This window comes from Dokdonella koreensis DS-123 (assembly GCF_001632775.1).
Taxonomy (GTDB): domain Bacteria; phylum Pseudomonadota; class Gammaproteobacteria; order Xanthomonadales; family Rhodanobacteraceae; genus Dokdonella; species Dokdonella koreensis.
In genome coordinates, this window is the sequence record NZ_CP015249.1 from 3,268,354 (window position 1) to 3,292,302 (window position 23,949).

At 72.0% G+C, this 23,949-nt stretch carries 17 protein-coding genes; 2 read left to right on the forward strand and 15 right to left on the reverse strand.

What is annotated here, in order from left to right; translation table 11 throughout:
* Positions 1-28 precede the first annotated feature (28 nt).
* From I596_RS13395 to I596_RS13450, 12 genes are all read right to left on the reverse strand, one after another.
* On the reverse strand, positions 29-2,074 hold the full coding sequence (locus tag I596_RS13395) for a TonB-dependent receptor family protein (RefSeq protein WP_067648893.1): 2,046 nt from the start codon (positions 2,072-2,074) through the stop codon (positions 29-31).
* A 138-nt stretch (positions 2,075-2,212) separates the two neighbouring features.
* The gene (locus I596_RS13400) at positions 2,213-5,878 is read right to left on the reverse strand and encodes a S8 family serine peptidase (RefSeq protein WP_067648896.1); all 3,666 of its coding nucleotides are present in this window, start codon (positions 5,876-5,878) and stop codon (positions 2,213-2,215) included.
* A 123-nt stretch (positions 5,879-6,001) separates the two neighbouring features.
* A complete protein-coding gene (locus I596_RS13405; protein ID WP_067648899.1) occupies positions 6,002-8,344 on the reverse strand; it encodes a DUF4394 domain-containing protein in 2,343 nt (780 codons plus the stop codon).
* A gap of 193 nt (positions 8,345-8,537) precedes the next feature.
* Complete coding sequence (locus tag I596_RS13410) at positions 8,538-10,979, reverse strand: winged helix-turn-helix domain-containing protein (protein WP_067648902.1); 2,442 nt, start codon at positions 10,977-10,979, stop codon at positions 8,538-8,540.
* A gap of 129 nt (positions 10,980-11,108) precedes the next feature.
* Positions 11,109-11,708 carry a cytochrome c3 family protein gene (locus tag I596_RS13415; RefSeq protein WP_067648905.1) on the reverse strand — a complete coding sequence of 200 codons (600 nt, stop codon included), beginning with the start codon at positions 11,706-11,708 and terminating at the stop codon, positions 11,109-11,111.
* Positions 11,709-11,711: 3 nt separating this feature from the next.
* Positions 11,712-12,275, reverse strand: a complete 564-nt coding sequence (locus I596_RS13420) for a nitrate reductase cytochrome c-type subunit (protein WP_083965574.1) — start codon at positions 12,273-12,275, stop codon at positions 11,712-11,714.
* Positions 12,276-12,287: 12 nt separating this feature from the next.
* Complete coding sequence (gene napA, locus I596_RS13425; protein ID WP_067648908.1) at positions 12,288-14,780, reverse strand: periplasmic nitrate reductase subunit alpha; 2,493 nt, start codon at positions 14,778-14,780, stop codon at positions 12,288-12,290.
* Complete coding sequence (locus I596_RS13430; RefSeq protein WP_067648911.1) at positions 14,777-15,079, reverse strand: chaperone NapD; 303 nt, start codon at positions 15,077-15,079, stop codon at positions 14,777-14,779. Before I596_RS13430 ends, napA begins: the two co-directional genes overlap by 4 nt.
* On the reverse strand, positions 15,076-15,513 hold the full coding sequence (locus I596_RS13435) for a ferredoxin-type protein NapF (protein WP_236886334.1): 438 nt from the start codon (positions 15,511-15,513) through the stop codon (positions 15,076-15,078). The genes I596_RS13430 and I596_RS13435 overlap by 4 nt, the downstream gene beginning before the upstream one ends.
* 69 nt (positions 15,514-15,582) lie before the next feature.
* The gene (gene napE / locus I596_RS13440; RefSeq protein WP_067648917.1) at positions 15,583-15,747 is read right to left on the reverse strand and encodes a periplasmic nitrate reductase, NapE protein; all 165 of its coding nucleotides are present in this window, start codon (positions 15,745-15,747) and stop codon (positions 15,583-15,585) included.
* Positions 15,748-15,932: 185 nt separating this feature from the next.
* Entirely contained in the window at positions 15,933-17,303 is a 1,371-nt protein-coding gene (locus tag I596_RS13445) for a serine hydrolase domain-containing protein (RefSeq protein ID WP_083965575.1), read from the reverse strand.
* A 206-nt stretch (positions 17,304-17,509) separates the two neighbouring features.
* Positions 17,510-18,112 carry a LysE family translocator gene (locus I596_RS13450; protein WP_067648919.1) on the reverse strand — a complete coding sequence of 201 codons (603 nt, stop codon included), beginning with the start codon at positions 18,110-18,112 and terminating at the stop codon, positions 17,510-17,512.
* Between the two features lie 112 nt (positions 18,113-18,224).
* Between I596_RS13450 and I596_RS13455 the strand changes: the two genes are divergently transcribed.
* A complete protein-coding gene (locus tag I596_RS13455) occupies positions 18,225-19,706 on the forward strand; it encodes an aminotransferase-like domain-containing protein (RefSeq protein ID WP_067648922.1) in 1,482 nt (493 codons plus the stop codon).
* Here I596_RS13455 and I596_RS13460 read toward each other — a convergent pair.
* The 3 genes from I596_RS13460 to I596_RS13470 form a co-directional block, all read right to left on the reverse strand.
* On the reverse strand, positions 19,697-20,380 hold the full coding sequence (locus I596_RS13460; RefSeq protein WP_067648925.1) for a class I SAM-dependent methyltransferase: 684 nt from the start codon (positions 20,378-20,380) through the stop codon (positions 19,697-19,699). The genes I596_RS13455 and I596_RS13460 overlap by 10 nt on opposite strands.
* 211 nt (positions 20,381-20,591) lie before the next feature.
* A complete protein-coding gene (pdxK, locus tag I596_RS13465; protein ID WP_067648928.1) occupies positions 20,592-21,698 on the reverse strand; it encodes a pyridoxine/pyridoxal/pyridoxamine kinase in 1,107 nt (368 codons plus the stop codon).
* Complete coding sequence (locus I596_RS13470) at positions 21,695-22,522, reverse strand: YggS family pyridoxal phosphate-dependent enzyme (protein ID WP_067648931.1); 828 nt, start codon at positions 22,520-22,522, stop codon at positions 21,695-21,697. Before I596_RS13470 ends, pdxK begins: the two co-directional genes overlap by 4 nt.
* A gap of 97 nt (positions 22,523-22,619) precedes the next feature.
* Here I596_RS13470 and ptsJ point away from each other — a divergent pair, with 97 nt between their 5' ends.
* Entirely contained in the window at positions 22,620-23,927 is a 1,308-nt protein-coding gene (gene ptsJ, locus I596_RS13475; protein WP_067648934.1) for a MocR-like B6 salvage transcription factor PtsJ, read from the forward strand.
* Positions 23,928-23,949: the final 22 nt, after the last annotated feature.

The window sequence follows — 23,949 nt, forward strand, 5'->3', positions numbered from 1 at the left end:
GGCGCTGGCCGCGTCCATCCGCGGGCGCTCACGGCCGGCGCCACTCGAAGCCGACGTATACCGAGCGGCCCTCGCCCGGCAGGAAGTTGGCCGCGTCGCGGCCGCCGGCATCGGCGACCACGTTGGTGCTGGCGATCCAGCGCCGGTCCTGCAGGTTGCGTGCGTCGACGAACCAGCGCCAGCGCGCCGCGACGTCGCCGCCGATGCGCAGCCCCAGCAGGTGGTAGCCGGGCGCGCGGAACGTGTTGGCGTGATCGATGAAGGTGTCCTGCACCACCCATTCGGCGTTGGGCGTCAGGTACAGGTGCTCGCCCACCTGCCAGCGCAGCTCGGTGCGCAGCAGCTGGCGCGGCACGCCGGCCAGGCGGTTGTCGCCGAAGACCGGATCGCCATCGAAGCGGAAATCGTTGAACAGGTAGCTGACCGACCCGGTCAGCGACGCAGCCAGTGGCCAGTCCAGGCCCAGCTCCACGCCGCGATGGCGCGTGCGGTCGGCGTTGATCGTGCCGAGCGGGTTGCCGTTGCCGTCGGTCAGCGCCAGCAGCTCGTTCCTGACGCGTGCGTCGTAGACCGACACGTCCAGCGACAGCGCCTCGCCGCGCGTGCGGTAGCCGAGCTCCAGCGTGGTGGCGCGCTGGGCGTCGACCAGGGTCGCGGCCGGGCCACCGGTGATCTCGCCGAAGCTCGGCGGCTCGCGGCTGCCGCTGAGGTTGACGTAGGCCTGCGTCTGCGCGGCCGGCTGGAACAGCAGGCCGAGCTTGGGACTGACGCCGGAGAAGTCGATGTCGAAGCTCTCGTCGGCGCCGCCGCTGATGAAGCGGTCGCGCGAGCGGCGCTCGGACTTCAGTCCCTGCGCACCGATCGACAGCGCCCAGCGGGCGTCGAACCAGGTCTGGTTCTCGGCGTAGAGCTTGGTGTTGCGCGCACGCTGGTCGAGCCGGTTGGTGCGTGCGCCGGCGTGGCCGCCGACGTTGACGAACCGGTCGTCGTCGATGTCGCCCTGGGCCAGCGCGAGGCCGGCGACCCAGACGCTGCGGCGGCCGGCGAGCACGCCCTCGCGCCGCCAGCGCAGGTCCGCGCCGGCATCCTGGCTGTCCTGGTCGAGCACCTGGAAGATCGGATGATGCAGGCCCTTGTCGGCATAGAAACCCGACAGCAGCACCGTATCGACGTCGGACGGCGTCCAGGCCAGCCGTCCGCCCAGGCGCGTCAGCCGGAAATCGCGCCGCTGGTCGCCGCTCACGTTGCCGGGATTGGCGGCGCGCGGATCGGCCAGCGCCTGCGCCAGCGTCAGGTTGCCGGGCAGCTCCGAACGCGTGTCCACGTGCGTGATGTACAGGCGGCCGTCGAGCGTGTCGCCGAAACGATAGCCGGCGTTGCCGAACAGCCGGTAGGTTTCCTGCTTGGCGTGCTCGCGAAAGCCGTCCTGCCCGAAAGCCGAGACGCTGAGGTAGGCGTCGGCCGCGCCGGTGTGGCCGGCCAGCGCCACCTGGCCGCGCCGGTAGCCGTAGCGGCCGCCCTCCAGTCGCAGCAGCGCGGCCGGCGCGTCGTAGCCGGTCGGCGAGACGAAGTTGATCGCGCCGCCCAGCGTGGCCGCGCCGTACTCCAGTGCGTTGGCGCCACGGTAGACCTCGATGTAGCGCGCGGCCAGCGGTTCGACCGCCTGGAAGTCGAACGCGCCGTCGGCCAGGTTGAGCGGGCTGCCGTCCTGCAGCAGCTCGATGCCGCGGCCGTGGAAGGTGCGCTGCAGGCCCGAGCCGCGGATCGACAGCCGCGCCTCCTCGGCGCCGAAGCGCGTCTGCACGAACACACCGGTCGCCAGCCCGAGCGCGTCGGTCAGCGTGCTGACCCGCGCCTGGCGATAACGCTCGCCATCGACCAGGCCGGTGCCGCCGGCACGCGCGGCCAGCCGCGCCCGTGCGGCCTCGGGTGTCTCGACGGTGGCCGGTGCCGCGGACGCATGCACGTCCACGCGGTCGAGCACGGGAACGTCCTCGGCACCCGCCGGTGCACAGGCCAGCGCCGCAGCGGCGGCCAGCGGGACGAGCGGCAGCAGACGGCGGGACGGGATCATCGGAAGCTCCGGGCGGCGGCGAGCCCTCCGTGATACCCGCCGGCACGGCATCCGACGGCAGGGTGCGAACTTCGGTCGCACCCTGCGGGCCGGTCGATCCGGCGCGCGGCGGTCCGCCGCCGCGCGCCGTGGCACCCGCTAGGGCAGCGGGCAGGCCTGCACGGTCACCGCGTCGATCGCCCAGTTGACGCCGAGCCGGTGCTCGAAGCGGTCGTGCCCCAGGCGGAAGCGCACCTGCACCGTGCGGCCGGCGTAGGCGTCCAGGGCCGCCACCGAGCGCACATAGCCGCGCGGGTCGCCGCACCAGCCCGGGCGACCGGACAGCGGGTTCTGGAATGCGCCGCTGACCGGACCGTCGTAGGGCGTGGCTTCCAGCGTCGTGAGCGGACTCCAGGTCTGGCCGCCGTCGGCGGAGACCTCCAGCAGGCCGGCGTCCTGGCAGTTGGCACCGCTGCTCGATGCCTTCAGCGACTGCCGGTGCCAGAACCGCAGGCTGGGACGGGCGAGGTTCGCCGGCAGCGCGATGGGAGCGGTCGCCAGCCACTGGTCGTTGGCGGTGCCGGCCGCGGGCGCCGCGACCTGCCAGGCGAATGCGCCGTGCAGCGCGGCGGACCCGAGCTGCCAGCCGTCGCTGCCGGCCAGCGCACCGTGCGTCCAGCCGGCTGCGCCGTTCTCCATGCCGTCGGCCCAGAGCACGGTCGGCACTTGGTCGAGCGGACAGTCGGACGGCAGTGCCGCGGTGACGAAGGCCTGCGTGTCGGGCAGCGCGGCCGCGATCTCGAAGCCGTCGCGGAACAGGCTGTCCTGCGGCGCCAGCGGCGCACTGGCACCGCAGGCATTGAGCGTCACCACGCGCCACCAGTAGCGGCGGTTGGAGTCCAGCGCCTCGGCCGGCGTCAGCGTCCAGGTGGTGGCGGTGGTGCGTGTCTGCGCGACGACGCGGGTGAACCCGGCATCGGTCGCCACCTGCACCAGGTAGCCGTAGGCATCGGCGGAAGCAGCCCAGCTGAAGGTCGGCAGCGTGCCGATGCTGCCGGCACCGTCGGCCGGCAGCGGCGACGCAGCGACGGCCGGGAGGCCGTCGAACACCGTCAGCGCAAGGTCCAGCGTCTTGGTGGCGCTGCCGGCCTGGCCGGTGATCGACAGCGTCTGCGCCCCGGCGACGGCAGCGGCCGGCGCACCCAGGTGCAAGGTCGCATCGGTACCGGGAACGGCCGGGTTGGGATCGAACGCGAACGTGGCGCCGGGCAGCGAACTGGCGGCGCTCAATGCCACCGGATCGGGGAAGCCGGCGATCTGGCCGACGTGGATCGGCGTGGCCACCGGCTGGCCGGCACAGGCGTAGGCGGTCGGCGATCCGGCCTCGATCGTGAAGCCGGGCGCGCGCACGCAGTTGTAGCAGACCAGGGCGAAGTCCTGGCTGAGGCCGCCGCCGTTGAGCGCATCGCCGGCGATGTTGCGGGCGGTCACGGTGATCTGGACGTCCGCGGCGGTACCGGCCGGCAGGAACACGGCCTCGTAGTTGTTGAGCGCGTCGGCGGCGCCGCCTTCCTGGCTCCAACCGCCGGCGAAGACATTGCCGAGCCAGCTGCGTGCGCCGGCGCTCACGGCCAGGTCCAGGTCGTTGACCTGCGGGCTGGTACCGAGCAGGCCGGGCGCGTCGGTGTACGCCAGCGCGATGCGGACCGGGCGCGACGGATCGAGCACCGCCCAGCGATAGCTGGCGCTCTGGCCGGTGGCGGTGAAGACCGCGGTCTGGTCGACCACCACCTTGGTCACGGTATCGAACATCTGGCCCATGTCGGGCATGCCGTAGCCCTGGGTCGGGCTGGGCAGCGCGTCGTTCGCGCTGACGCCGGTAAGGTAGATCGGGTGGGCCATCAGCCAGGCCTTCATCGCGGCCGGACTCGGCGGATGAGCCGGCGCGTCCACGCGATCCACGCTGCCGGCCGCACTGCCGGCGCCGCCCTGTGCCATCCACCAGTACGCCAGCGAGGCGATGCCGGCCACCGCCGGCGCCGAATGGCTGGTGCCGGAGGACGCGGCGAACTCGGTCTGGCCGCTCGGATAGTAGGTATCGCAGACGCCGCGGCCGTCGTACCCGGAATACAGCGAGGCGCCGGCCTGGACATGCGTGCCCGGTGCGATCGCTTCGGGCTTCGCGCGGCCGTCGCGGGTCGGGCCGCGGCTGGAGAATATGGCCACGTCGTTGGGATTGTCGGCGCTGGCCGGCCCATGCCCGCAGCCGTCGGTCCATTGCGGCCGCACGCTCTCGGATGCGCCGACCGCGATGACGTTCTTGGCCGCGGCCGGCGAACTGACCGTGGACGCGCCGCCGGTGCCGAGGTTGCCGGCGGCCATCACGTAGATCATCGGCTGGCTGCCGGCCACGCTGTTGTTGGCATCGCGCACGCCGGCGTCGTAGAGCTGCTGCACGGCCTCGTAGGTGGCCGGCGGCGGATTGCTGCCCCAGGAGTTGTTGCTGATGCGCGCGCCGGAGCGGCCATTGGCCTGGACCAGGCCAGCCGGGCCGCCGCCGCAGGCGCTGGTGTCGAAGCCGGGCCCGAAGATCGCGGTGGAGCCCACGCGCGCGAACGGGTTGACGCCCAGGCCGCGCTGCCAGCCGTCGCCGTCCTGGAACGGTGCGCCGGCGCGCGTGTCGTAGCCGACGGCGATGCCGGCATTGAGCGTGCCGTGGCCGGTGATGTCACCGGACGCCGCTGCGGCCGTGGACGTGCAGTTGGTGAAATAGGCCACGCGCGAGGCATTGGCGGTGTCGCCCTCGACGTAGAACTTGCGGTCGGCGGTGGCGAGGACGGTGGGGCCGCTGCCGCCTTCCTGCAGCGGGCTGTCGGTGATGTCGACGATCGGGTAGTCGAGCGGGTTCTCGCTGAAGCCCCAGTCGCGCAGGCGATCCAGATAGCGCGGCGCGCCCGGCGCCGGAAACAGGTCGCCGGTCAGGATCAGGTTCTGCTTCTCGTCCATCGGCTGCATCGACAACTGCTCGCCGACGAAGGTGACGTCGGGCTGCTGTGCGATCAGCGGGATGTCCGCCACGCGCACGCGCAGCGCGAGATTCTCGTACGCCAGCACCGGCTCCCAGGCGAGCGTCGCGACGCCGCTGCCGAGCGGTCCCTGCTGCGCCGGCGCGAGCCGGGCGAGCCCTTCGACGAAGACGCGCGTGGCGGCATCACCGCCGTGCCGGTAGATCTGCACGATCACGTCGACTTCAGCCTGATCGGCCGCCTCGCCGCGATCCAGGCGCTGCTGCAGCAGCGGATCCACCTTGAGGAAGGCATACAGCGGCGCGGCGTACTGCAGCCACGGTTGCGTGCCACGCAGCCCGGCCAGCCGCGCGCGCGCGGCCGCGTCCACCCAGACCACATAGCCATGACTGGCGACGTAGTGCACCGGCACGATGCCCTGCGCGGACAGCTCGGCCAGCCATTCCTCGCGCACCGGCCCGACGAACTGCACCACCTGCAGCCCGGCGCCGTCCGGCGCGTCGAGTGCGAACGGTGCCGGCGGCGCCAGCGTCTCGCGCTGGGTGTCGAACGGCTGCGCGCTGAAGGCCAGCCGGTCGAAGCCCGGATCGGCCTGCCAGCTGCGACCGGCCAGTTCGAGTACCGGCGTGGGCGAGGCATACAGGGCGAAGCTGCCGTAGTCGTGCAGCTTCACCAGCCCGGCGGCGCCGGCCGCCACGTCATGGTCGGACAGCAGGAACTTGTACGAAGCCGCCGTGGCCGGCGTGCCGAAGGCGGTCAGCAGCGCCAGCGTGATGGCGGACCGGAGTGGCTTGAGCATGGGGATCATCCTCGCGGGTCGGTGCCGCCGGATGCGGCGCAGCGGCACACGGTCGAATCGTCGGTGGCCGGCACCGGTGGCCGCACGAGGCGGGCCACCGGTGCCGGAGCGGTCGCGCTGCGCTCAGGGCGTGCCGTCGAAACCATCGCGGAACAGCAGGTCGCCGCTGTTCACGGTCAGGCTGACCGGCACCACCAGGCGTGGCTGATCCGGATCGTTGCTGTAGAAGCACAGGTTCGCCTGGTAGCTGCCGGGCGCCAGCGTCGCGGCATCGAAGCCGATGTCCGTGTTCGCGCTGGCGGCCGCTGCGACCGTACCGCCGCCGTCGGCGAAGCGGATCCACGGCGTGCCGGTCTCGCTCGCGCAGACCGTGCCCGAGGTGGCGATCGAGAAACCGCCGACCTCGCCGAAGCTCGGCCCGACCAGGGTGGCCTGGCCGGTCGTCGTGTCGATCGTGTAGACGTTGCCGACGGTCTGGTCGTAGGCGGCCAGATAGAGCGTGCCGGTACGATCGTCGAAGTCCAGGCCTTGCGAGAACCACAGCGAGAGACCGGTCGGGCCGATCGTCTGCGCCTCGGCAGTTGTCTTGTCGATCGCGACGAGCACGTCGTTCTGCACGTCGATGCCGTACATCAGACCGCTGGCGTCGATCGCGATGTCGTTGATCATGCGCTGCTGGATCGTGCCGATCAGCGTGGCGTCGCCGTTGGTGAGGTTCACCGTGTAGATCGCCGTGGACAGCGTGCCGAACGTCGGCGCGGTCACGTACATCGTGTGGGTCACCGGATCCCAAGCGGCACCGTAGGGATTGTTGGCGACGCCGGTGGCCGGAATCGACACCGGTGCGATCAGCTCGGCCTCACCGGTCTGCGTGTCGGTCGTGTAGAGATTGGGCAGGCCCGCGAATGCGGTGATGCCGTACTGCTTGCTGAAATCATCGTTGATGAAGTCGGCCGCGAACGTCGTCGGATGCCCCACGTTGAGCACGCTAAGGTCGGTCGCGTCGAGCACGTCGAAACTGACGAAGGCGATCGTGGCGGCAGTGCCGTTGCGCAGACCATAGGCCGGCACCGAGTCGACACCGCGCGGATGGGCCGCCAGCTGGCCGCGGCGGTCCGGCGAAGCCAGCGCCCGGCCGGCAGCCGAGCGTGCGAAGTCCTCGATCGCGCGACGCGGCGAAACCGGAAAGTGCGCGCGTGTCGACGGTGCCTGCCAGCTCCAGTGCAGGTCGCGGTCGCCGAGGTTGGCGATCGTCAACGGCTGGCTGATCAGAGCACCGGCCGACACCACCGGGTTGAAACCGGTGCCCGGCGAGGGCGTGAGGCTGACCCGCGGCGCACCAATGTCCAGTACGGCGTCGGCCGTGGCCGTCGCACTGGCCGGCAGGATCGGGGTCCAGCTGATCGTCATGCCGTCGGTGAGATTGGCCGTGTTGTACGAGAACTGATTGGCCATGCTGGCGTCTTTCTGCAGGCCCACCGTGGCCGAAGCGCCGTTGTCGTAGCTGGCCGCCGGACCGCCGAAGCTCGCCGTGCGATACGCGAACAGCAGCGTGTCGCTGGACTCGTTGAAGACCACCTCGAACGTCGCGCCGTGCTGGCCGGCACTGGCGCCGGTATCGCCATAGTTGGCCTTGTCGTGCCAGGCGACGACGAACTGCCGGTTCGGCGCACTGCCGACCGCACCGTGGTAGACCGTGCCGGTTGCCATCAGGTCGTCCCAGTACGGCAGCAGCGACGCGCCGGTCAGATTGGTCGCCGGCAGCGCGCGATTGCCGTACGGAAAGGTCGAGCAGGCGCCGCCGCCGAAGACCAGGCCGCCGTTGTTGCCGATGCACAGGCTGGTCGACTCCGCGCCGTAGAAGCGCAACGGGAACGGCGCGGTGATCGCCGTCGCATTGTCGTCGCCGATGCTGAGCGCGGTGCCGCTGGTGCTGATGTCGATGAACGGTGGCGGCGCGGCGGTGCTGGCCGCGTAGCCGGGCCGCACGTCGGTGGCGGTCCAGGTCGAGGTGAAGTCGCCGCTGGTCGCGTTCTGGCTGGTGCTGGCGACGATCACGCGGTTGTATTGAAAGCTCGCGTGAGGGGCGACCGCCTGTACGTGGTTGGACAGCAAGGTGCCGACGTCGCCGTCGACCAGGGTGTGGTAGTTGAAGGTGGTGGCCGTATGGTTGGTCAGCGTGTAGCAGATGTTGACCTCGTCCCCCACCGTCACGTCCAGCGTCGTGGCCGTGCCGCACAGCGCGGGATTGCCGGGGTCGGCCAGGGCCAGCGTCACCGTCAGGCACAGGCCGCTGGTGCAGCTGCCGCGTCCGTCGTCCTGCGCGACGCTGCGGCCTTCGCCGAAGTCCAGGACCCGGCCGGCCGGGTTGAAACTGCCGTAGGGCAGCGGCTGGGCGGACGCCGCGGCGCCGGCCAAGGCCAGGACCAGCGTGGACACCGCCGGCAGGAGCTGTGGTGCGTTCATCAATATCTCCGGAAGACAGCGCGGGCGGCGGGCCTCTTGCGGCCTCCCGCGTACATCGAGTCGATCCGGCGCAATCCCCCGCCGGCCCCGGGCAACGTCGACGTCGCCACCCGCCGACGATCTCCCAAAGCCTCGGCACGATTTTGTGTCAATCCTGTGCCAGATGTGATCGGCCGATGTGTCGCCTTTCCGATCAAGGCGTTACGTCAGCAACACCGAGCAACTCCGCGGGCAGCAGCCGCTCGCCGGCGAGCTGGCGGGCCTGCCGGAGCGCATGCTCGGCGGCCGCGCGGTCACCCAGTGCCCGGTGCACCGCCACCTGGATCAGGGCCGCGCGCAGGTCCTGCCCGGCCCAGGGCGCGACCCGGCCGGCGATGGCGCCGGCCTTCTCGCGCTGGCCGGCGGCCAGCAGCGCCGGCACGTAGGATTCCCCGACCACCACCAGGTTCTCCGGCACGCCGGTGGCCTCGGCCAGCGACATCGCCGTGGCATAGGCGGCCAGGGCCGCGTCGCGCCGGCCCTCGGCACCGGCCTGCTCGGCCTCGGCCAGCCGGATGAACAGCACCCGCCAATCGTCCGGTGCTTCCAGGGCCTGGGCCTGCAGGTAGCGAACATCCTCGGCGGCCTCGGCGACCCGGCCGAGCCGGTGCAGGGCGCGGATGCGGGTCAGGCGCGTGGTGGCCATCGTGAGCCGGTTGCCCGGTCCCAGGGTCACCGCCAGCGCCTCCTGCGCGTGCTGGACGACCGTCTCGGGGCTGCCGCGCAGCAAGGCGATGCTGGCCAGCAGCGAATCGGCCTCGGCCCGCACGATCGCATCGTCGGTCGGGCTGCTGAGGTCGCGGATCTGGGCCGCCAGCGCCTCGGCGTCGGTCAGCCGGCCGTTGGCGGCCAGCGCCACCGCGCGCGACTGCGTCATCCACCAACGCTCGCGGGTATTGCGCGAATGCGACTCGGGCGGCCAGAAGCGCTCGCTGGTGGCCAGCGCGGCGGGGTGCTGTAACAGCATCAGCTGGGCGTCGACGATCGACCGCAGCGCGAACGCCCAGGCCTCGGGAACCGCCAGCGTCTCCAGCCGCGCGGCGGCGGCTTCGAGGATCGGCAGGGCCATCGCCGGCTGCGCGCGGTCCATCGCCACGACACCGAGGTTCAGGTCCACGCGCGCCACGCCGAACGCATCGTTGGTCTGCTCGTGCAGCATGCGGGCCGTGCCGAACAGCCGCACCGCATCGTCCAGCCGGCGGCTGCGGCCGGCCACCGCGCCGCGGCCGGTGTAGGCGCCGGCCAGCGTGCTGCGCTCGCCGAGCGGTTCGACCAGGCGGATGCCTTCGGCGAAGGCGGCGTCGGCGGCCTCGAGGCGGTCCTGCCGGAAATAGGTGGAACCGAGCGTGTGCAGCGCCCGCGCACGCAGCAGCGGCGCCGTGTCCGGCGAGAGCCGGTCCAGCAGCGCCTCGGCCCCACGCGCGCTGGCCTCGTAGTTGCCGGAGAAGAAATCGATGTTGGCCTGGGCGAGCGCGATCTCCGGCGTGCCACGGATCTCCGGCGAGGCGGCGTCGATCAGCGCTCGGGCGACATCGAGCTGGCCGGCCAGCACGGCGGCGCTGATGCGCTGGGCGGTCTCCTCGGCCACCCGCGACAGGCTCGTTTCCGTGGTGGCCGGCGGTACCCGCCCCAGCTTGACCAGCAGGCGATCGGTGGCGGTACGGGCGGCGTGCAGCACGTCCTCGCCGACCGCGTCGGCGTAGAGCGCGCGGTGGCCGTCGCTGGCCTGCAGCGCCATCTGCCAGCTCGATCCGGCCAGCCTCACGCGCGGCCGCACCACCCAGGCCTGCGGCGTGGCCATGCGCTCGCGCACCCAGCCGTCCTCGGTGGGCACGTCCAGTTGGGGATTGAGCAGGCCCACCACCGCCTCGCTCGGCGTCACCGCCAGGCCGCCGCGCCGCAGCTGGGTGGCCACCAGGTCCATCACGCCCAGGCGCAGCCAGGCCCAGCCGTCCGGCGCCTCCACCTGCACCGGCAGCACCAGCGCCGGTATCGAGGCCGGCGCCGACGCCGGCACCGCGGCGGTTTGCGGAGGCGGCGCCCGCCGCAGGCTCAGCGCCCAGCCGGCCAGCACCAGCGCGACCAGGGCGGCGAGCCCCCAGAGCCAGGCGCGCCGGGAGGCCGGACGCGGTACGGCGGGCACGAGCGCCGGCGGCGCCGCATCGACCGGCGCGGCGAGCGGCGCCGGTTCCACGACCGCCACGACGGCGGCCGGCAGCGGTGCCGGCGCCTCGGCGGCCGCCGGCGACGGCGGGGCGACGGGCGCGTCCTCCGCCTCGACCACGGTGTCGTCCATGACCCAGCGGTAGCCCACGCCCCACACCGTGCGGATGCCTTCCTGCTCGCTGCCGGAAAGGCCGAGCTGGCGGCGCAGCCGCATGATCGCGTGGTTGAGCGACACGTCGCTGACGTCCACGCGTCCCCAGACGGCCGCGGTCAGCTCGTCGCGGCCGACCGGGCGGTCGCGGTGCTGGATCAGGTAGGCCAGGCAATCGATATGGCTGGTCGGCAACGCGATGCGCTCGCCGGACCGGTGCAGCTCACGGGCATGGGGATTCAGGCGGAACGCGCCGAAGCGGTAGCAGACACGACTCATGCTCACAGGGTAGCAAGCCGGATGCACCCGGTGCGGCGCGCGCGGTATGCCGTCGCATGCACCGTCGATGCCGAGCGCGCATAAGCGATGCCCGCTCGGTCCACGGACGACGGGCGCCGGCGCGACGCCTCAGCCCTGCGGTACCCCGGCCATGTCCGGCAGCCGGTGCGCGATGCCCTTGTGGCAGTCGATGCAGGTCTTCTCGCCGCTACCCAGCCAGCGCTGGTGGATCTGCGCCGAGCGCGACGCCTGCCGCGTGAGGTCCATCGACGCGTAGTCGTGGCAGTTGCGGCATTCCAGCGAGTCGTTGGCCTTTAGCCGCGCCCATTCGTGCTGGGCCAGTTCCAGGCGGTGGTCGAGGAATTTCTCGCGCGTGTCGATGGTGCCGAACAGCTTGCCCCAGACTTCCTTGGAGGCCTGCATCTTGCGCGCGATCTTGTCGGTCCAGTCGTGCGGGACGTGGCAGTCGGGACAGGTCGCGCGCACGCCGGACCGGTTGCTGTAGTGGATCGTGGTCTTGAGCTCTTGGAACACGTTGTCGCGCATCTCGTGGCAGCCGGTGCAGAACGCCTCGGTATTGGTCGCCTCCAGCGCGGTGTTGAACGCGCCCCAGAACACGATGCCGGCGACGAAGCCGGCCACCGTCAGGAAGCCCAGGCTGTAGTGCACGCTGGGCGAGCGCAGCGTGCGCCAGGTGGTCCTGCCCTGCGCGATCAGGCGGCGCCACATGGGCTACTGCGCCTCCGGCCGGGCGATCAGGCTGTCGATGTCGCGGAACGCATTGGCGACCAGCGGCTGGGCGTCGGTCTGGACGACGTGGCACTGGTTGCAGAAATAGCGGCGCGGCGAGACGGTGGCCAGGAACTGGTCGTCACGGTCCATGTAGTGGGTGACGCTGACCGGCGGCGCCTGGAACGTGGCGGCATTGGCGCGCGCATGGCAGAGCATGCAGCGGTTGGCGTTCTTGTCCACCTGGTAGCCGTCGATCGTGTGCGGGATCGTCGGCGGCTGCATCGGGTAGGCGCGCAGGCGCTTGATGTCGGCATTCTCGACACGGGCGAGCGGTGGCGGATCACCTTCCTGGTCCACCGGCACGCCGCGGCGCACCGCGTCGATCTGCGTGCCCGGCAACGGCGCGGCGATCGCCTGCCACGCCACGGCGCCGTCGGGCGCGGCGGCCGGCGCCGAGGATGCGACAGGCCGGACCGGCTGCGATCCGAAATGCCAGCCGGCGGCGAAGACCAGCGCCGTCACGACCAGCAGGCCGACGGCGACGAGCACGGACTTGCTGGACATGGGGGGTTCCTCCTAGACGGCCTGCACCTTGACCGCGCACTTCTTGTAGTCGGTCTGCTTGGAGATCGGGTCGGTGGCGTCGAGCGTGACCTTGTTGATGAGCTGGCCGGCGTCGAACCACGGCACGAACACCACGCCGGGCGGCATGCGGTTGCGGCCGCGCGTCTCCACGCGCGTGCGCATGGCACCGCGCCGCGAGACCACCTGCACCTCGTCGCCGCGCTTGAAGCCGCGCGCCTTGGCGTCGTCGGGATTCATGAACACCACCGCCGCCGGGAAGCTGCGGTAGAGCTCCGGGATGCGCATCGTCATCGAGCCCGAATGCCAGTGCTCGAGCACGCGGCCGGTGACCAGCCACAGGTCGTAGTCGGCATCGGGCGACTCGGCCGGCGGTTCGTACGGCAGCGCCCAGACCACCGCGCGGCCGTCCGGATTGCCGTAGAACTGGAAGCCGGTGCCGGGCTTCACGTACGGATCGGCGCCCTCGCGGTAGCGCCAACGCGTCTCCTTGCCGTCGACCACCGGCCAGCGCAGGCCACGCGCCGCGTGGTAGGCGTCGAACGGTGCCAGGTCGTGGCCGTGGCCGCGGCCGAAGGTGGCGTATTCCTCGAACAGGCCCTTCTGCACGTAGAAGCCGAACGCGGCCGACTCCTCGTTGGCGTAGCCGGCGGCGATGTCGGCGACCGGGTATTTGTCGACGTTGCCGTTGCGGTACAGCACGTCGAACAGGGTCTTGCCCTTGAACTGCGGATGGGCCGCCAGCAGCGCCGCCGGCCAGCACTCGTCGGTGGTGAAGCGCTTGGAGAACTCCATCAGCTGCCACAGGTCCGAGCGCGCCTGCCCCGGCGCCTTCACCAGTTGATGCCAGAACTGCGTGCGCCGCTCGGCGTTGCCGTAGGCACCCTCCTTTTCCACCCACATCGCCGCCGGCAGGATCAGGTCCGCCGCCTGCGCGGTGACCGTCGGATAGGCGTCGGAGACGACGATGAAGTTCTCGGGATTGCGATAGCCGGGCCAGGTCTCCTCGCGCAGGTTGGCGGCGGCCTGCATGTTGTTGTTGACCATCACCCAGTAGGCGTTGAGCTTGCCGTCCTTCAACGCGCGGTTCTGCTCGACCGCGTGATAGCCGGGCTTTTCCTGGATGACGCCGTGCGGCAGCTTCCAGATCTCCTCGGCGTGCCGGCGGTGCTCGGGGTTGGTCACCACCATGTCGGCCGGCAGGCGGTGGCTGAAGGTACCGACCTCGCGCGCGGTGCCGCAGGCCGACGGTTGCCCGGTCAGCGAGAACGGGCTGTTGCCGGGCGTGGCGATCTTCCCGGTCAGCAGGTGGATGTTGTAGACCATGTTGTTGGCCCACACGCCGCGGGTGTGCTGGTTGAAGCCCATGGTCCAGAACGAGGTGACCTTGATCGCCGGATCGGCGTACAGCGCGGCCAGCTTCTCCAGCCAGCCGCGCTCCACCCCGGTCATCGCCACCGCCTTGTCCAGCGTGTAGGGCGCGACGAAGGCGGCGAAGGCCTCGAAGTCGATCGGCTCGCCGCCGTTGGGATCCTTGGCGTGCCTGGCCTTCACTTCCAACGGGTTGTCCGGGCGCAGGCCGTAGCCGATGTCGTCGTTGCCGCGCTTGAAGCTGACGTGCTTGCCGACGAAGTCCTTGTCGACCTTGCCGGTCTTGATGATGTGGTTGGCGATGTAGTTGAGGATGACCAGGTCGGTCTGCGGCTTGAAGACGATCGGGATATCGGCCAGCTCGAAGCTGCGATGCTCGAACGTGGACAGCACCGCCACCTGCACGTGCGGCTGCGAGAGGCGCCGGTCGGTCACGCGCGTCCACAGGATCGGGTGCATCTCGGCCATGTTCGAGCCCCACAGCACGAAGGCGTCGGCGGCCTCGATGTCGTCGTAGCAGCCCATCGGCTCGTCCATGCCGAAGGTGCGCATGAAGCCCATGACCGCTGAGGCCATGCAGTGGCGCGCGTTGGGGTCGATGTGGTTGCTGCCGAAGCCGGCCTTCCACAGCTTGTTGGCGGCATAGCCTTCGAAGATGGTCCACTGGCCGGAGCCGAACATGCCGAGCGCACCCGGCCCCTTCTCCTTGAGCACGCGCTTGAACTGCGCGGCCATGACGTCGAAGGCCTCCTCCCAGCTCACCTCGGTGAAATCGCCGTCCTTCGCGTAGACGCCGTTCTTCTTGCGCAGCAGCGGCATCGTCAGGCGGTCGGCACCGTAGAGCACCTTGGACAGGAAATAGCCCTTGACGCAGTTGAGGCCGCGGTTGACCTCGGCATGGACGTCGCCGTGCGTGGCGACGACGCGGCCGTCCTTGACCGCCACGTTGACGCCGCAGCCGGTGCCGCAGTAGCGGCACGGTGCCTTGTCCCACTTCAGCGCGGTCCGGTCGCCCTCGGTGACGAGGTTGCTGCCGGCGCCGCTCTGCGGGAGGCCGGCCGCGGCCGCGGCGCTGGCGATCGCACTGGCACGGATGAAGTCTCGACGCGTGGTCATCGGCGGGCTCCGGCGGGAACGGGATCGGCCAGCGGCGCCGCCATCGCGGCACGCGGCTCGGCATGGTGGTAGACGAGGACGACGTTGAGGACCCCGGCTACACCTCGCAGCATCTCGATGCGGTCCATCACGGCGCGCGTGTCGTCCGACTCGCACACGACGACGCTGCGCGTGGCGCCGGCGATCGCCAGCTCCAGGTCGGCACAGCCGGCGAGCGCCCGGTCCAGCGCCGCACCGGCGTCGGGCCGGTGCTGGACCATGAAGCTGGCGATGTGGAGCTCGGCCTCGGCGTGGCTCATCGGATGGCCTCCGGCGCGACGACCGCCAGCGCGATCGCACCGGCGGGACACACCGCCACGCAGGCACCGCACCCGCTGCAGCGCTCCGGATCGACGACCGGCATCGCCGTCCGGCCCGGCGTGCGGCCGATCGCTGCTTTGGGACAGGCGTCCAGGCAGCTGGCGCAGACGATGCCGTGGTTCTGGAAGCAGCGGTCGGCAATGACGGCCGGCTGCTGCCACGGTCGCGTCACCGCGCTCGGATCGAGCGCCCGCGGCAGGCAGGCCTCGGCGCAACGGCCGCAGAACGTGCATTCACCGGCGGCCGGATCGAACTGCGGGAAACCGCCGTCGCCGGTGCCGAGCACCTGCTGCGGGCAGGCGGCGATGCAGGCGCTACAGCGCGTGCAAGTGTCCAGGAAGGCGGCGGGCGGCAGCGCCCAGGGGGGCCGCATCGCGCGGTGATCGGCCCGGCGGCCGAGGAAGAGATCGCGACGCGTGAGACGGGCGTCCGGCGGCATCGTTCACGCGCCGCCCGGCGGACCGGCGAACATCTGCCAGATCCAGACCACGAAACCGTAGCCCGCGACGAACAGCACCGCCAGCAGCGGGAACACGACCACCGTGAGCAGCAGGAAGGCGAAGCGTTCCTGCTGGCGGCTCGACGCGGCGGGCGCTGGCTGGTCCATGATGCGTCTCCGGCAGTCACGACTGGCTCGCGGCCGAGGCTAGCACAGGTGCCGGCGGCGATTCGTGACGCGGCGCGGCGACGCGGCCTTGGCACTCGTCGGCCGGCACCGCCCTGTCGATCACCTGCGCAGGGCCGTTGGCACCCGGTATCGGGCGGTGTCCCGATGGCGGCTTGCGCGGACCGCTAACGCGTGCGCATCAGGTGGCGGGCCACTGCATCGAACGCCGGCAGGGTGGTCGGATCGTTGGCGCTGTTGGCGGCGACCGGGTGCGAGCTGAAGCGGGCGATCACCACGCGCGCGGCCGGATCGACATAGAGCGCCTGCCCGTGGACGCCACGCGCCATGTAGGCGCCGTGCGCGTCATGCGAGATCCACCACATGCCGCGATAGCTCCAGCCCGCCAGCAGCGCGTAGCCGGCCTTGGCGAAGGCGGCCCGGTCGCCACCGGCGCGGATGCGGCGGATCGCCGCCGCCGGCACCCACCGGCGGCCATCGACCGTTCCCTCGTCGAGCATCAGCTGGCCGATGCGCGCGAGGTCCCGCAGGCCGGCGCTGAAGCCACCGCCGGCGTACGGCGTGCCGGTCGAGTCGACCGTGTAGTAGCCGTCCTGCTCGGCGCCGATGCGGCTCCAGATCCGCTCGGACAGGAGGTCGGCCACCGACCTTCCGCTCACGCGCGCGATGATCCAGCCCAGGGCATCGGTATTGATCGTCTTGTAGCCGAACGCCTCGCCGTGCCGTCCCTGCTTGCGCACGGTCTTCAAGTAGTCGAAGTAACCCCGCGGCCCGGTGTAGCCGGCCGGCCGCGGCAAGGGGCTGCCGGCGGCGGCATAGGTCCACACGTCCGCGTCCGGATCGGCGTAGTCCTCGCTGTAGCGCAGGCCGGTGGTCATCTCCAGCACCTGCCTCACGGTGGCGTCGGCGAAGGCGCTGCCCGCCAGTTCCGGCACGATCGAAGCCACCTTCGCGGACTCGTCCAGCGTGCCTTCGGCCACCAGCATCTCGCCGAGCAGGCCGGTCAGCGACTTGGTGACCGACATCGCCGCATGCTGGCCGGCCGCGTCCAGGCAGCCGAAGTAGCGCTCGTAGACCAGGACGCCCTCATGCAGGACCACGATGCCGTCGGTGTAGTTGGCCGGCAGCGAGTCGGCCCAGGTCATGGCCGTGTCCGCACCCAGCGGCGTGAACGTGACCGCATCGATCGACGGGTCGATCCGCCGCTTCATCGGTGACGCGCCGCCCGGTCCCCGCGCCACGCCGACCGTGGGCATCAGCTGCCGGAAATGGCAGACCGTCCAGCGCAGCTTCGGAAAGGCGAAGTAGTCCGCGTCCGAGAACCGGATCGTCTTGTCTTCGGGCGGCGGAAAGCCGGTCATCCAGCCGAGCCGGCGCGGGTCGGACTGCTCGGCCGACGCGAACGCGGCCGCGCCGGGCGGTGCCGGTGCGGCGGCCGGCGCGGCAACGCAGGCCGATGCGAGCACCAGGCCGAGCAGATGACACGACGCGACCAGGCGCCTGGCCGGATACGCGAATGCGGCGACGGGCGTTGCCATGGGCGATCCCTCTGGCCGTAGCGGCGGCGACCCAGGGTACGCCCGATGGCAGCGCCAGGGACAGGTCCGCCGGCCCGCGGCGGCGAACGCTGAAAGGATTCGGTGTCTTCGTCAGGACATGACTGGCGTCGACGTCCGCGCACGTCCTCGAAACGCGCGCGTTAGAGACCGGCGTGACCTGCCGGCCCGAACGGGGACCACCCGTCCTAGGCCGATCCGAACTCGTCGGCCAGCAGCCACAGCGCAGTACCGGCCAGCAGCCCCGCCATGCCGAGGTTGAACGCCTGCAGCGCCCACGGCCGATGCAGCCAGCGGCGCAGCCGCTCGCCGCCCCAGGCCCACAACGCCAGCGACGGCAGGCCCACGGCGATGCCGATCAGCGCGACGAGGAGAATCAGCGCCAGCGAGGCCTGTGCCGGCAGGAACAGCACCGCCGTGTTGAGCACCATGATCCAGGCCTTCGGGTTGACACACTGGAACAGCGCGCCACCGAAGAAGCCGATCGGTCCCGGCGCCGCCGCCTGCCCCGGCGCATCGGCACGCGCCAGCTTGAACGCCATCCAGATCAGGTAGGCGCAACCCGCCGCCGCCAGCGGCTTGCGCACGGCGGCGATCCATTCCGTCGCCGCGTTCAATAGCAGCGCGCACAGCACGAACAGCGCGGCACTGCCCAGGCAGATGCCGATGATGTGCGGGATCGTGCGCCGGAAGCCGAAGTTCACGCCGGAGGCGGTCAGCATGATGTTGTTGGGGCCCGGCGTGACGGTCATCGCCAGGAGGTAGCTCAGCAGCGGCAGCAGGTCGGTCATTCCAGCGGGGGTCCGGAGCGGAGCCACGATGCTAGGGCGGCGATGGCGATGGGTACAGATACAGCAGGTTCGTGGTTGAATGGGTACAGTTCCGTTCGCTACGGAGTAGCGCATGACCGCTGCCGCCCCCCGCTACCAGTCGCTCGCCGACGATCTCGGCCACGCCATCCGTAGCGGCCGCCTGCCCGCCGGTGCCGCGCTGCCGTCGCTGCGCGACTGCGCCGCGCAGCGCGCGCTCAGCCTCAACACGGTGACCGCCGCCTACCGCCTGCTGGAGGATCGCGGGCTGATCGTGGCGCGGCCGCAATCGGGCTTCTACGTGCGCAGCGCGCTGCCCGAACCGCGGCAGTCGCTGCGCAGTGCGCCGAGCCAGGCGATCGGCAGCGCGCAGGACGACCTGCTGGCGCTGGTGCTGGAGGCGCGACGGCAGCCGGATTGCCTGGAACTGGCGCTGGCCTGCCCGCGCGGGCGGTCGTTCTACCCCGGCGAGCGCCTCGCGCGGCTGACCCACACGGTCCTGACGCGCCAGGCCGGCGTGGCGTCCGGGTATGCGCTGCCGCCGGGCTCGCTACGGCTGCGCGAGCAGATCGCGCTGCGCGGCCAGCGGCTGGGCATGACGCTGGCGGCCGACGATATCGAGCTGACCCACGGCGCGACCGAGGCGCTGCAGCTGGCGCTGCGCGCCGTGGCCCGCCCCGGCGACGGCATCGGCATCGAGGCGCCGGCCTACTTCAACCTGTATCCGCTGCTGGCCAGCCTGGGCCTGAAGGCGATCGAGATCCCGACGCATCCACGCCACGGTTTGGATCTCGACGCCGTGGAACGGCTGCTCGAACAGCGGCAGCTGGCCGCGCTGGTGGCGATGCCGACCGTGCACAACCCGCTGGGCTGCACGATGCCGCCGGCGGCCAAGCAGCGCCTGGCGGACCTGGTCGCGCGACACGGCGTGCCGCTGATCGAGGACCTGGTCTACGCGGAGCTGCAGTTCGCCGATCCGCCGGAACCGGCGGTCAAGGCGTTCGACCGCGACGGCTGGGTGCTGGCCTGTTCGGGCTTTTCCAAGACGCTGGCACCGGACTACCGCGTGGGCTGGCTGGCCGCGGGCCGGTTCGCACCGGCGGTCCGGCGCCTGAAGTTCGCCTCCAGCGGCGCCGAGCCGCTGCTGCTCGGCGAAGCAGTGGGCCTGTACCTGGAGAGCGGCGGCTACGCGCATCACCTCAAGCACCTGCGGCGGCTCTGCGAGGCGCAGGTCGCCACCGTGCGCGGCCTGGTCGCCGACCATTTCCCGGCCGGCACCTGCGCCACCCAGCCCACCGGCGGCTTCCTGCTGTGGATCGAGCTGCCGGCCGCCGTCGACAGCGCCGCGCTGTTCCAGGCCGCGCTGCGCGAGCGCATCGTGATCCTGCCCGGGCGGGTCTACTCGAAGGGCACGCGCTACCGCCACTGCATCCGGCTGTCCTGCGGCCAGGCGATCGATACGCGGTTCGTCGCCGCGATGCGCACGCTCGGGCGTATCGCCCACGGCCTGGCGCGGCGCCGGCCGGTGAAACAGGCCGGCGCACGGCAACGCCGGCGGGGCACGGATCAGGCGTAGGCCACCCAGCCGCGGAAGGTGAAGCCGGTATGGAACAGCTCTACGCCGGAGAAGCCGGCCTCGCGCAGCAGCGCCTCGTCCTGGGCCGGCGTCAGGAGGCTCAGATGCGCCTCGACCGCCGCGCGCCCGTCCGCCGCCCTCACCGGGTCCACGCCCGACGCCACCGCGAAGGCGGCATAGCGCGACAGCCAGCGGTCGCGTGCGCCGTCCTCCTGCGGAACGCTGGCATGGACCGCCACGAACGGCGCGCCGGGCAGCAGACGGCGGTGGATCCCGGCCAGGGTGCGGCGGCGCTCGTCGATCGGCAGGAAGTGCAGGGTCAGCAGGCTGGTCGCGGCATCGAACGGCCCTTCCGGCGCGTCCTCGATGAGGCCGTGATGCAGGCGGGCGCGCGGCGCCAGCGGCCCCAGTGTCCGCGCGGCCAGCCCCAGCATGTCGGCTGACGGATCGACACCGGTGAAAGTCCAGGCCGGATGCGCCTCGGCGAAGGCCTTCAGTTCCAGGCCGCCGCCCGCGCCGTGGACCAGCACGTGAGCGGCCGGCGGGGTGCGTTCGGCCAGCAGGACGGCGGTCATGCGATGCAGGCTGGCATAGCCGGGCACGAGGCGCGGCGGGCCGTCCGCATAGTGCGCGACGGCGGCGGCATCGGAGAACGGGGCGAGCGATTCACGCATGAGGCGATCCGGAGCGGTGAGAGCGGGACGAGGGCGCTGGCGGGCACGAGAACGAGCGCGTCGCCGCGCAGCGATGCCCGGCCAGCGGCCAGCGCCATCACGTAACAAATTATGTTACATGATGGCGCGAGTCAACGCCCTCACCCGCCGCAAGCGTCTCCACCGGCGCAAGGCCACCGCGTGGGCCCCACGCGCCGGTGGCGGGCGTGGCTCAAAGCGCCGTCGGCCGGAACAGCGGCTCGCGCCCCAGCAGGCGCACCCCGTCCGGGCTGCTTTCCAGCAGGCGGCGCTCGCCATCGGCCACCCACAGCTCCAGCTGGTAACCGTCGGCCGCATGCAGCCGCGCGGCGATGTCGCGGACGGCCGCCGCGGCGTCGGGGACATCGGACTCGAACTGGCCCAGCCGCTTGCCGTGGCGATGGACGACCAGGCGATAGCAGGGCATGGGCTCAGCCCCCGCACCACCGCCGGCGACCGGCGGCAGCAGCAGTTCCGCGCAGCGCGCCCGGTGCGTGCGCTCCAGCGCGGCGACGACCTGGTCGCAGGCGTGTGCCGCCGCATCGAAAACCGCGGCCCCCTCCAGCAGCCGCGCGGCCAGCACGGCGCTGAACAGGTCGCCGGTGCCCTTGGGCATTGCGTCGATACGCGGATGGCGCAGGATGCGCGCCTCCTCGTGCGTGACCACCGCCACCTGCATCTGGCCCGGTGCCCAGGCTGCCGGCGCGGCACTGGTCACCACCACCCAGCGGGTGCGCCCGCCGAGCAGCGTCCGTGCGGCAGCGATCACGTCCGCCTCGTCCGCGACCGGCCGGCCGGTCAGCTGCTCCAGCTCGAAGCCGTTCGGCGCCAGGCCCTGGGCCCGCGGCAGCAGGTGCGTACGGCAGGCCGCGATCAGGCCCGGATCGACATAGATGCCGTGGTCGTGGTCACCGATCACCGGATCCACGATCACGCGCAGGCCCGGATGCATCGCTTGCACGCGATCGATCCAGTGCGCCAGCGCCGCCGCCTGGGCCGGGCTGCCGAGATAGCCGACCAGGACCGCTCGCAGGCTGCGCAGCGCATCGCGCGCGATCAGGTCCTGCAGGTAGCCGTCGAACCAGTCGATCGGCAGCGCACCGCCGTGCAGCGTCGGGTAGTGCGGCGTGTTGCTGAAGACGACCGTCGGCACCGCGGCGACGGTGAGACCGTGCGCCTGCAGCGCCGGCACCGCCACGCTGTTGCCGACGCGGCCGTAGACCACCTGCGACTGCACCGACACGACGTCGATGGCCAGCGGCTGCAGCGGCTCGGGAAGCGCGGTCGGCGGCGGCGTCATGCGTCCGGCTCCACCGCGCCGCCGGTCGGCCAGTAGTGGGCATCGGGCGTGCTGCGCGCGCCGAAGATCGCCTGCCCCACGCGCACGACGGTGGCCCCTTCCTCGATCGCGATCTCGTAGTCGCCGGACATCCCCATCGACAGTGCATCCAGCCCGATGCCGGCCGGCGTCTGCTGGCGCAGGCGGTCGCGCAGCGTCCGCAGCCGGACGAAGCAGGCGCGCACGCGCGCCGCCTCCGCGGAGAACACGGCCAGCGTCATCAGCCCGCGCACGCGCAACGCTGCATAGGCCGGCAGTGCCTGGACGAAGGCGGCGACCGCCTCCGGCGCCAGGCCGTACTTGCTGGCCTCGCCGGAGGTGTTGACCTGCACGAACACGTCCAGCGCGCGGCCTTCCGCCTGCAGCCGGCGATCGAGCGCCTCGGCCACGCGCAGGCTGTCCAGCGCCTGGAACTCGGCCGCAAAGCGTGCCACCGCCTTGGCCTTGTTGGTCTGCAGGTGGCCGACGATCGACCAGCGCAGGTCGGTCAGGTCGGCCATCGCCTCCCACTTGCGCTGCGCCTCCTGCACCTTGTTCTCGCCGAGCCAGCCGCAGCCGGCCGCATGGGCCAGGCGGATGCGCGCCTCGTCGACGGTCTTGCTGATCGGCAGCAGGCGCACCTCGGCCGGGTCGCGGCCGGCACGCTCGCAGGCCGCGGCGATGCGCGCATCCACCGCGGCCAGGTTGCGACGGAAATCCTCGACGGTTTCCGCCCGGGGCCAGCGGTCGTGCTGGTCGTGCCGGGTCGGGGTGCCGGGCGCTGCGCCGGCGTGTGACTCGCTCACTGCTTCAACCTCGCAAACGGGTGACGCTCGTCCCGCGGACGAACCCGGCACGATTCTATCATTGACCTAGGACAAAGATCAGGCTGTGATACCCGCCATGACCATCACCGGAACCACCGCCGCCGAGATCTTCGACAGCATCCGCCTGCTGGCGCGCGGCGGCGACCTGCCCCCCGGGCACGCGCTGCCGCCGGTGCGCGACCTGGCCGCGACGCTGGGCGTCAACCGCAACACCGTGGCGCTGGCCTACCGGCGCCTGGCGACCGCCGGCATCGCGACGACGCAGGGGCGCCTGGGCACCCGCATCCGGCCGCCGCACGGCGCCGGCGAGCAGGAAGGTGCCCTGCCCGGCTCGCCCCTGGTCGACCTGGCCAGCGGCAATCCCGCGCCGCGCTGGCTGCCGGACGTCCCGGCCCTGCTGGCGCAGCGCCCGTATCGGCCGCGCCTGTACGGCGAGGCGCCGGTCGCCCCCGCGCTGGACGCGCACGCGCGGCGCTGGTTCGACGGCGACTGTCCGGCCCGCTTCGCGATCAGCCTGGCGCACGGCGCCGTGGACGCCGTCGAGCGGCTGCTGGCGGCCTGCCTGGTGCCCGGCGACACCGTGGCGGTCGAGGACCCGTGCTTCCTCGGCAGCATCAATACGCTGCGCATCGGCGGCTACCAGGCCGTGGGCGTGGCCGTCGACGCCGAGGGCATGCGCGCCGACGCATTGGACGCGGCGCTGGCCGGCGGCGCCCAGGCCGTGATCGTCACCCCGCGCGCGCAGAACCCCACCGGTTGCAGCCTGAGCGCGGCGCGCGCACGGCAGCTGCGTGCCGTGCTGGCGCGCCACCGGCACGCGCTGGTGATCGCCGACGACCATTTCTCGCTGCTGTCCGCCGCCGGCTACCACGACGTGATCCCGCGCGGCGCCCGGCGCTGGGCCGTGGTCCGCTCGGTCTCCAAACCGTTCGGGCCCGACCTTCGCCTCGCCTTCGTCGCCAGCGACACGCAGACCGCGCAGCGGCTGCAGCTGCGCCTGGCGCCCGGCACCGGCTGGGTCAGCCACCTGCTGCAGGACGTGGTCGGCGCCTGCCTCGCCTCACCGGCCGTCACCCGGCGGATCGCAGGCGCGCGCGCCGACTACGCGCGCCGCCGCGACGCCCTGCGCGCCGCCCTCGCCGCCCAATCCGTACCGGTCCTGGCCCCGGCCGACGGCCTCAACCTCTGGCTGCCGCTGCCGGCGGACAGCCGCCCGGTCACCACCGCCCTGGCCCGGCGCGGCTGGCGCGTCCGCGGCGGCGAGGCCTTCGGCGTGCAGGCCCCCGCCCACGGCCTGCGCATCACGGTCTCGACGCTGGACCCCGCGCAGGCCCGGTGCCTGGCGCGCGACCTCGGGCAGGTGCTGGCCGCCGAAGCGGACTGATACCCCCAGGCCAGTTAACGCT

What these genes read in the sequence shown, in the direction of transcription:
- I596_RS13395 (WP_067648893.1), bottom strand. Translation starts at nt 2,074, where the DNA reads ATGATCCCGTCCCGCCGTCTGCTGCCGCTCGTCCCGCTGGCCGCCGCT.
- I596_RS13400 (WP_067648896.1), bottom strand. Translation starts at nt 5,878, where the DNA reads ATGCTCAAGCCACTCCGGTCCGCCATCACGCTGGCGCTGCTGACCGCC.
- I596_RS13405 (WP_067648899.1), bottom strand. Translation starts at nt 8,344, where the DNA reads ATGAACGCACCACAGCTCCTGCCGGCGGTGTCCACGCTGGTCCTGGCC.
- I596_RS13410 (WP_067648902.1), bottom strand. Translation starts at nt 10,979, where the DNA reads ATGAGTCGTGTCTGCTACCGCTTCGGCGCGTTCCGCCTGAATCCCCAT.
- I596_RS13415 (WP_067648905.1), bottom strand. Translation starts at nt 11,708, where the DNA reads ATGTGGCGCCGCCTGATCGCGCAGGGCAGGACCACCTGGCGCACGCTG.
- I596_RS13420 (WP_083965574.1), bottom strand. Translation starts at nt 12,275, where the DNA reads ATGTCCAGCAAGTCCGTGCTCGTCGCCGTCGGCCTGCTGGTCGTGACG.
- napA (WP_067648908.1), bottom strand. Translation starts at nt 14,780, where the DNA reads ATGACCACGCGTCGAGACTTCATCCGTGCCAGTGCGATCGCCAGCGCC.
- I596_RS13430 (WP_067648911.1), bottom strand. Translation starts at nt 15,079, where the DNA reads ATGAGCCACGCCGAGGCCGAGCTCCACATCGCCAGCTTCATGGTCCAG.
- I596_RS13435 (WP_236886334.1), bottom strand. Translation starts at nt 15,513, where the DNA reads ATGCGGCCCCCCTGGGCGCTGCCGCCCGCCGCCTTCCTGGACACTTGC.
- napE (WP_067648917.1), bottom strand. Translation starts at nt 15,747, where the DNA reads ATGGACCAGCCAGCGCCCGCCGCGTCGAGCCGCCAGCAGGAACGCTTC.
- I596_RS13445 (WP_083965575.1), bottom strand. Translation starts at nt 17,303, where the DNA reads ATGGCAACGCCCGTCGCCGCATTCGCGTATCCGGCCAGGCGCCTGGTC.
- I596_RS13450 (WP_067648919.1), bottom strand. Translation starts at nt 18,112, where the DNA reads ATGACCGACCTGCTGCCGCTGCTGAGCTACCTCCTGGCGATGACCGTC.
- I596_RS13455 (WP_067648922.1), top strand. Translation starts at nt 18,225, where the DNA reads ATGACCGCTGCCGCCCCCCGCTACCAGTCGCTCGCCGACGATCTCGGC.
- I596_RS13460 (WP_067648925.1), bottom strand. Translation starts at nt 20,380, where the DNA reads ATGCGTGAATCGCTCGCCCCGTTCTCCGATGCCGCCGCCGTCGCGCAC.
- pdxK (WP_067648928.1), bottom strand. Translation starts at nt 21,698, where the DNA reads ATGACGCCGCCGCCGACCGCGCTTCCCGAGCCGCTGCAGCCGCTGGCC.
- ptsJ (WP_067648934.1), top strand. Translation starts at nt 22,620, where the DNA reads ATGACCATCACCGGAACCACCGCCGCCGAGATCTTCGACAGCATCCGC.